Annotated in this window: 1 protein-coding gene; it reads right to left on the reverse strand. The window is 36.8% G+C overall.

Going from position 1 to position 1,687, the window contains the following annotated elements; genetic code table 11:
- Positions 1-257: 257 nt before the first annotated feature.
- Positions 258-1,687 (reverse strand): RNA-directed DNA polymerase (locus F6K49_RS46505; protein WP_293109233.1); only part of this gene is annotated, 1,430 nt, incomplete at its 5' end.

Below are 1,687 nucleotides of genomic sequence, written 5' to 3' on the forward strand. Positions count from 1 at the left end.
TAAAACTAGGTAATCTTGCCGCTAGTGGAGTACGACTATCGTGGAGTACGACTATCAAAGTACCTGTGCTGGGATGATTGACAAGGGTTTACCTGCTATTTTAGCTTAGTGTTTGGCTAGGGGGTTAAAGTTTGCCGAGAAAGCTGAAGTTTCTACCCATGTTTGCCAGACATAGGGTGCAAAGAGAAGATGGTAAAGTGATAGTAGATAAAGAATGACTTTTGCTAGTTTTCTCTACCTGTCTAGGCTACAGTTCCTTAATACGCTTCTTGATCACTATCATTTGGTGCTTGTCCACTGTAGTACTTTTGTCGAATGATTTTAGGCTCTGGTAAATCAAATATGGCAGATGGATTACCTTCAAGAGCAAGATTTTTAGCACTAACGAGCATAGGATCATTTCTATTAACCTGGAACTGTTCAACAGCTTTAGGTTCAAACTGTCCCAAAATCAATAGATAGTTTTTCTGTAATCTTTCTGGTGGTTCAGAGTCAAGAGCATTCTTTACTGCTTTAATATGATCGTTTTGTTTAAAGTTATTATATTTGTGCCCTAGATATAACCAGGTTTCAGTTGCCATCAGCTTTTCTGCAATACTAACTGAACTATCTAAACTAGTAGCAAATTCAACAATCAATTCCCATTCTTGAGCATCGATTTTTGGTAAGAAGCGCATGGCTCTGATTGTAACTGCTTTTAGATATTCAACAGGCTGATCACGGTTTTGATAATGTGTTAGTAAGCTTCTTATTTCAACTAAATAGCCTTGCTTGGCTAGATTCTCCAGCACATTGATGGGATTGCGAATAATCCAAAAAGCTTGGCGCAAAATCTCCATTAAGGTATTAAGTATATCCTCAAGTCCTAAAATAGAAAGCCTATAGAGGGCAAAACGAATATCTCTCTCCAATTGCCGTGTCTGATTTGGATTACTACCATTTAACTCGCACAGTGCTTGCCAGCTATCCTCGAATAAATCAACTAGGTCTTTACGTAAATTATCTCTATTTTTACTCCAAACATTATTAGAAGTAATAAAAGAAGCAGACCACTGACGAATTGCCTGAAAAGATTCATCATCTGGCGGTTGTGTATACTTTAATTCTCCTTCTAATCCAAAAACGTATTTCTGTTTTGCCAAGTCTCGCTCACGGCTTTTGTCATTATACAAATACTTATATATTTTGTGACTTAGATCTGTATCATTTATATAAATTTTGATCTCTCTTAGGCATTGTTGATAATGATGAATATGATGCCACCATAGTTCATCCTTGTAAAAGGCACTCCTAAAAATAGCGCGGTGTTTTGAATTCATTATCCACAGTGGGTTGACCACACAATCAAAGCGATCGCTCAATTCATCTAGACGTTGATCTTGATCAGATTGCTCTAAAAACGAAGAAACCTCGTATATTCTCTCTGTTTTGTTTTCGTTGAGATTTAGTTCTAGCTCTTGTAACTCATCTTTGACAGTATTTTCAATTATATCCATATCTTCTCGGTTGGGAATGACGAAAATCATATCATCTACATAACGATGTAGTTCAACTCTCCATTCATTAGAACTGCCAAATTTGATATCCACTGAAGTTAAATAAATATTTGCATAAAAGGCCGAACCAATATTTCCCTGAGTAATACCCTGAGATCGGAAGAGCGTAGAGAAGGAAAAGAGGGTAGATA

The sequence above is a fragment of the Moorena sp. SIO3I6 genome (genome assembly GCF_010672095.1).